At 71.8% G+C, this 6,734-nt stretch carries 6 protein-coding genes and 1 pseudogene; 2 read left to right on the forward strand and 5 right to left on the reverse strand.

What is annotated here, in order from left to right; all coding sequences use genetic code 11:
• Window positions 1-202: 202 nt before the first annotated feature.
• Window positions 203-844 (forward strand): DUF4203 domain-containing protein, encoded by a 642-nt coding sequence (locus QM633_RS03855; protein ID WP_415152409.1) that lies wholly within the window; start codon window positions 203-205, stop codon window positions 842-844.
• Between the two features lie 143 nt (window positions 845-987).
• Window positions 988-1,380, forward strand: a complete 393-nt coding sequence (locus QM633_RS03860) for a YbjQ family protein (RefSeq protein ID WP_415152410.1) — start codon at window positions 988-990, stop codon at window positions 1,378-1,380.
• 32 nt (window positions 1,381-1,412) lie between these two features.
• Here QM633_RS03860 and QM633_RS03865 read toward each other — a convergent pair whose 3' ends face one another.
• From QM633_RS03865 to QM633_RS03885, 5 genes and pseudogenes are all read right to left on the reverse strand, one after another.
• Window positions 1,413-1,997 (reverse strand): TetR/AcrR family transcriptional regulator, encoded by a 585-nt coding sequence (locus QM633_RS03865; protein WP_415152411.1) that lies wholly within the window; start codon window positions 1,995-1,997, stop codon window positions 1,413-1,415.
• A gap of 9 nt (window positions 1,998-2,006) precedes the next feature.
• On the reverse strand, window positions 2,007-4,577 hold the full coding sequence (locus QM633_RS03870) for a YhgE/Pip family protein (protein WP_415152412.1): 2,571 nt from the start codon (window positions 4,575-4,577) through the stop codon (window positions 2,007-2,009).
• A gap of 181 nt (window positions 4,578-4,758) precedes the next feature.
• A complete protein-coding gene (locus QM633_RS03875; RefSeq protein ID WP_415152413.1) occupies window positions 4,759-5,490 on the reverse strand; it encodes an ATP-binding cassette domain-containing protein in 732 nt (243 codons plus the stop codon).
• A gap of 94 nt (window positions 5,491-5,584) precedes the next feature.
• The gene (locus tag QM633_RS03880) at window positions 5,585-5,854 is read right to left on the reverse strand and encodes a hypothetical protein (RefSeq protein ID WP_415152414.1); all 270 of its coding nucleotides are present in this window, start codon (window positions 5,852-5,854) and stop codon (window positions 5,585-5,587) included.
• Window positions 5,855-5,899: 45 nt separating this feature from the next.
• A pseudogene (locus QM633_RS03885) lies at window positions 5,900-6,734 on the reverse strand (hypothetical protein); the annotation flags it as partial.

Here is a 6,734-nt window from a genome sequence, read left to right on the forward strand (position 1 = left end):
CGGGGCGCGTCGGCCGCGCCGGCCCCGTGGTCCCGACCGGCGGGGCCCGGCCGATCGGCTGCCCGCAGCCGGCCACCCCTCGGACCGGAATGGGGGACGCCAAAGCGCCATTCCACGAGATTGCGAGGCCAACAGCCTCGGCCGGGCGAGAAAGTTGCCGCACCGCGTGTGGTTCGCCCGGCTCAGCGGGTACCCTCACCGCATGGTTCTGGCAATGGACCCGGTCTGGGTGGGGGTGGCCGAAATCGTCCTGGGCCTGGTTTTCTGCTTCCTGGGATACCCCGCGGCCAGGGTGGTCCTCGCGCTGTGGGGAGCGCTGGTCGGGTTCGCGGCGGGCCTGCTGTTGCAGGCGCTGCTCCTGCAGTCGTTCGCCGACAACGCCCTCAGCCGGCTGCCCTGGTGGGTGTACTCGCTCGTGCTGGCGCTGGTCCTCGCCTGGCTGGCGTTCGCCTTCTACGCGGTCGCCGTGCTGATCTCGATGGGAGCGGTGGGCTGGGGCCTCGGCCAGCTCATCTCGTCCGCCCTGCACACTCCCGGCTGGGTCGCGTTCTCGATGGGCCTGGTGGTGGCCGCCGGACTGGTCATGGTCGGTTGGGCGCTGAACCTGCCGAAGGTCCTGTTGATCGTCCTCACCGCACTGGTCGGCGCCGGCGCGGTTCTCGATGGCGTGCAGGTCATCCTCGGGAGCCGGCTCGACTGGTTCAGCCCCGACCTGTGGCGCACCGACTTCACCGCCCACTTCGCCTGGACGATCGCCTATGTCGTGCTGGTCATCCTCGGAATGATCGTGCAATTCCGGCAGCGCTCCGACGACAACCTCCGCGACGCCTACAAGCGTTCCTGACAATCCGTCGGTATCCGGCGGAAATCCCCGGATACCCGAGCGGCGTTCTCCGGGATCGCCCACACGACCTGGCCTCGCCGCTCATCCCCCGGGTGCGTCCTCGCCCGGAACAGCACGGTTCGGCAGGCTCCTAGGATTGCCCCATGCTGATCGTCACCAGTAACGACATCCCGGGCTACCGAATCGAGGCAGTGCTCGGCGAGGTCATGGGAATGACCGTGCGCAGCGCCAACATCGGGGCGAACTTCGTGGCCAGCTTCCGCGCCATCGGCGGCGGCGAGGTCGACGAGTACACCCGACTCGTCTACGAGAGCCGCCAGCAGGTCATGCAGCGGATGTGGCAGGACGCGGTCGCCCGCGGCGCCAACGCCATCGTCGGGATGCGGTTCGACACCGGCTCGATCGGTCAGGCGTTCACGGAGGTCTGCGCCTACGGCACCGCCGTGGTGGTCGAGCCGATCGCCGACGGCCAGCCCGGCGCCACCAGGCAGTCCGCCGGCATCGTCGCCCAGCAGGCGCAGCAACCGATGCGCTGAGGCGTCGAGCGGGCCGGTCGCGGCGAGCCGGGTCAGCGGCTGAGCGTGCCGAGGACGGCGGACGCCACCTGGTCGTAGCTCCGCTCGGGGTGGAAGACCAGCCACTCCAGGCCGGCCATCAGGGTGGCGCCCACGATCGCGGCGGCCTGGACGCCGGCGACCACCGGCTCGGTGCCGCCGGCTTCGAGGTCGTCGATCAGCGGCGACAGCGCGAGGTCCCGCCACGTCTGGATGGACTCCCGCCACGACCGTTCGGTGCGGAACATCTCGGTGACCATCACGCGGGCGGCGAACGCGTGCTGCTGAACCAGTACCAGCAGCACCCGCACCACCTCGTCGCGCAGGGCCAGCCCGCTGCGTCCTTCGACCGCCTCGCGCAGCGCGTCCGCGAGCAACTCGCTGTTGCGGGCCATGATCTGCTCGACCAGTCCCGCCTTGGAGTCGAAGTTGTAGTAGATCGACCCCTTCGCGATGCCCGCCGAAGCGGCGATGTCGTCGATCGAGGTGGACGTCACACCACGGGCCGCGAACAGCTCTGTGGCCGCGTCCATGATCGCCTCGCGGGTGCCGGTGCGCCGGGCGACCCGTCCGTCGAGCTTCTCCTGCGTGGCTTCCACGTCGGCCTCCTAGATGCTCAGCGCGGGGTGCAGCCGCGACATCGTCCACATCCGCTTGCGGGCGGACGCGATCGAGGTGGCGGCCAGCGACACCACGAAGATAGCCGCCAGCACGGCCACACTCGTGGCGAACCGGGTCTCGATGCCACCGGTGATCGCCTCGCGCAGTCCGTTCACCGCGTAGGTCATCGGCATGTACGGGCTGATCGCCTGCAGGAACGACGGCGTGGTCTGGATCGGGTAGGTGCCGCCGGCCGAGGCCAGCTGGACCATCAGCAGCACGATGATCACGACCTTTCCCACGGCAGAGCCGAGGGTGACCTGGAAGAACTGCTGCAGGGCGAAGAAGGCCGCGGCGGTGAGCATCGCGATCGCGAACGTCGCCAGCACGTTGGTCGGGTCCAGGCCGATCGCGAAGTGCATCACCGACAGCATGATCGTGACCTGGCCGAGCGCGAGCAGGAGCGCCGAGTTCAGCGACCCCCAGGCCATCCGGAACCCGTTCACCGAGGTCATCAGGGCTCGGGTCTGCAGCGGACGCAGCAGCAACCAGGTGATCAGCGCACCCACCCAGAGCGCGAGCGAGATGAAGAACGGTGCGAAGCCCTCGCCCCAGGACGCGGCCTCGTGGACGTGGCTGGACGACAGGGTGACCGGCGTCGAGACGGCTTTCGCCCGGTCGTGCCGCAGGCTCGCGCTGTCGTCGGGGATCTCGTCGGTCGCCTCGCCCAGCTTCACCCCGAGCTTGCTCGCCCCCGACTCCGCCTTGCCGAGGCCCGAGGCCAGCGCGGGGGTGTTCGCCGCGATCTCCGAGCTGCCCGAGCTCAGCGTCCCCGCCCCGGTGTTCGCACTCGCCAGGCCGTCGGCCAGGTCGGACGCACCCGCGTGCAGCGCCTTCGCCCCGCTGACCAGGCCCTGGTTCGGGTCGCCGTCGGTGAACCCTGCGACCAGCGTGCCGAGGCCCGACTGCAGCGCGGGGATGCCGGAGGTGGTGTCGGACGCGGCGGCACTCATCGTGGTGAGCGCCCCGGCGAGGGTGTCCGCGCCGCTGCGCAGCTCCTCCAGCTCCGCCCGGGTGCGGGGGTCGGCGAGCTGCGCGGCCCCGCTGGTGAGGGTCTGGGCACCGGTCGCGAGCGAGGACTGCGCGGCCTCCAGCTGGGCCAGGCCGGCGCCGAGCTGACCGTCGGAGGTGAGGACGGCGTGGATGCCGGCCCAGCCAGACTGCAGGGCTGCGGCGCCGTCGGACAGGTCGGACGCCCCGGAGTGGACGGAGGCGATGCCTGCCCGCACGGCCGAGGCTCCGGAGGCGAGTTTCGTCGCGGAGGAGTGGGCGGAGCTGGTGCCCTTCCCCGCCGCGGCCAGGTAGGCGGCCGCCGCGTCGGTGTCGCCGTCGGCGAGCGCGGACTGTGCCTTGGCCAGCAGACCGTCGACGTCCGCCAGGCCGTCCGCGAGGTCGGACGTGCCGGAGGCGACCGCCGCTGCTCCCTGGCCGAGGTCGGAATCGGACCCGGTCGCGGCGGCCAGAGAGCTCGCGCCGGCGGCGAGCTGCTTCGTGCCGGTGGCGAGCCGGCCGTCGCTCGCGGTCGCGGACGACGCCCCGTCCAGCCACTGCCGGGCACCGGTGGTCCAGCCGGCCGCGCCGGAGGCGAACCCGGTCGCGCCGGTCGCGTAGCTGGTGGCACCGTCGGTCAGGGTGGTCACCCCCGAGGCGAGCCGGGTGATGCCGGCGGCCAGTGCGGGGGCGCCGGTCGAGCTGTCGGAGACCTGGGCGAGCCCGTCCTGCAGCGCGGTGAGGTTCTTCGCGCCCGCGGCGAGCTGTTCGGCGCCGGTGGCTGCGGTCTGCACGCCGGTGACGTAGTCGCCGAGCTTGTCCCGCAGCGTCCTGCTGCCGGCGGCGAGGTCGTCGGTGCCGGCGGCCAGCCGGGCCGCGCCGTCGGCGAGCTGCTGCGCGCCCACAGTGAGGGTGTCCGCTCCGTCCGCGGCGCCCTGGAGGCCTTCGGCGAGTGTGAACGCGCCGTCGGATGCCTGCGCGAAGCCGTCCCTGGCGTCCCCCACTCCGACCAGGAGGGTGTTGACGGCCTGCTTGCTGACCTTCTTCGCGACCGCGTCGCGGACCTCCAGCATCGCCGTCCTGCCGAGGGTGGAGGCGAGGAAGGAGTTGCTGTCGTCGTAGCTGACCATGATCTTCGCCGCGGTCGGGTCGTCGTCGCCCAGGGAGAGGATGTCGGAGGTGAAGTCGGCCGGGATGGTCACCGCGAAGTAGTACCGGCCCGCGTTCACGCCGGCGGTGGCGTCGGCGGCATCGAGCACCGTCCAGCCCACCGACCCGTCGTCGAGCAGCTGGTCGACCACGTCCTGGCCGTAGTGCTGCAGTGTTCCCTCGTCGTCGGTTCCTGCGACGTCGGCGTTCACCAGAGCGACCGGCAGTTCGTCCATGCGGGTGGTGGGGTCCCAGAAGGCCCACACGTACATCGCTCCGTAGAGCAGGGGGATCAGCAGCATCACGGCGATCGCTGCTCTGGTGATCGGCTGGCGGGCGAACCGCTTCAGCTCCGTGCCGTGCGAGGTCCAGGCGAACATGTCTTCTTCCGCTTCTTCCGTGCGATGTCTGGTGGGCCGTCCCGGCCCGGACAACACCGTCCCCGTACACAGGGGACGGTTCCTTTCCCGTTCGCGGGTCCGTCCCCTTTCCCGTTCAGGGGACGGTTCCTTTCCCGTTCGCGGGTCCGTCCCCCTTCTCGTTCAGGGGACGGGTTTCGCGCTACCCGGGGAGGGGGATCTGCTGCGTCGGGGCGCCTGTATCGAGAGCGCAGAGGTCGTCGGCGCTCGAGGCGGACGCGATCACGGTCACTCCGGACGCGGCCAGCGCCTGCAAGGACCTCCAGACCCGGCGGCGGCTGTCGGTGTCGCGGAGGGAGTCGACGTCTTCCACCACGACGAGTTCCGGCCTGCCCAGCAGGGCCAGGGCGAGCCTGAACCGCAGGTTGGCCGCTTCGTCGAGCTCGTGGACGAGCTGCCGCGCCCGCGGGACCGGGTCGTCGCCGAACACGGCCGCGCAGACCTCGGCGACCCGTTCGTCCCCGGGAGTGCGGACGATCCGGAACCACGGCGCCAGCCACGCCTCCCGCTCCCGAAGGGCAGCCGCGACCGTCACCTCCTCGTCCAGGTCGTCGAGGCCGTGGACGCCGACCGCCGCGGTGCGCCGCTGGACGGAGGGTGCCCGCGCGGGCAGCCGACGTCCGAGGACGGTGAGGTCGGATCCGCGGTTGGGCTTCATCCTTCCGACCAGGGTGAGCAGCAGGGATGTGCGTCCGGAGCCGGCGCGCCCCGTGACGAGATTCACCGTTCCGGGGGCGATGTCGAGATCGACCGGGCCGTAGATCCGGCCGCGTCGTCCGTCCCGCTGCAGCCCGGACGCGCGGACAGCCGTCGCGCCCCCCACCGCCGGGTGCCCGCCCGCGGGGATGGATCGACTGGTCAGCGTGGCGCTCATGTGTTCTGCCCTCTCGTCATCAACGAGAGTAGTTGAACTGACTGGTCATTACAAATACATGCCCGAAACGGACACGGCAGCGATGCGGAGGAGTTCAGGCCGGGTCGTCCGGTTTCGCAGGCTTCTCGGCCGAGGAGCCGGGACGGATCACCGTGGTCGGAGTCGGCTGCGCGGGGCCACGGCGGAGGTCGTAGAAACCCTTCGCGCCACGGTAGATCGCGACCACGCCCATCCCCAGGATCACCCAGTCGAGGAGCACGTAGGTGCCGTCCTGGCCCTCGGTGGCGAGGAAGTAGATCCCGCCGACGATCGCCAGCACCCCGGCGACGAGGTACATCCAGGCCTGGCGTTTCGGGTCGTCCACGTCCTGAAGCCTAACTGCTCACCACGGACGGCGACGCTGCTCCCGTCACGAGGGCCGGGCCATCGCCGCGGCGTCCCGGGTCGGACCGGAGCCGGACCCGGTTCCGTCCAGGGCACCGGCCAACCGCCTCGTCGCGGCGTAGGTTTCGGCCTGCGGTGCGCCGAAGACCCGGGGGTTGGCCCCCTCCCACCGGCTCCAGCCGGGGTCGCCGGACGCGATGAACCGCACCCAGGCGGCGTGCATCTCCCCGGCCAGGGACGGCGGGGGCTGCGGGCCGGCAGCCATCGCGACGCCCTCGGCGTCCAGCAGGTCCCACGCGAACGGCAGGTCGAGGCAGTGGAAGGACAGCCCGAGCAGCGGCGACGGCCAGCGGAAGTCGTAGACCCAGGTGTGGGAGCGGCGCGCGTCCGCCCACTCCAGAGTGGGGATCCGGAAGCTCAGCTCCGTGGTCAGCTGGCCCAGCTGGAGGGCGGGCGTGGCCAGGTCGGGATGCGCGGCGACGACGTCGGCGGCGACCTCCGCCGGCAGCCCGCCGTCGACCAGCGCGCGGACCGGATCGGCGCCCGCCCAGGTCTCGGCGAACTCCCCGGTGACCATCGTGAACTCGTGCGCGACGGTACCGGCCAGCAGCGCCACGCCCGCACCGGCGCCGGAGGCGAGGCCCTCGTCGATGCCGACCGGAAGGACGTCGTCGCCGGTCAGCGGGACGAACGGCAAGCCCAGCCGGCGGCCGGCGAGCGTGCTGGCGACGTACTCCGCCGGAGTGGCCGGGGGCGGCCCGGACGGGGCCATGAAGGCCGTCTGCGCATCGAGGACCGCGTCCTCGGCGAGGCCCGCCCAGCCGGCGCGGGTCGGCTCGACGCCGGCGCGCGCCGCGAAC

The organism is Propionicimonas sp., assembly GCF_047606205.1.
Lineage (GTDB): Bacteria > Actinomycetota > Actinomycetes > Propionibacteriales > Propionibacteriaceae > Propionicimonas.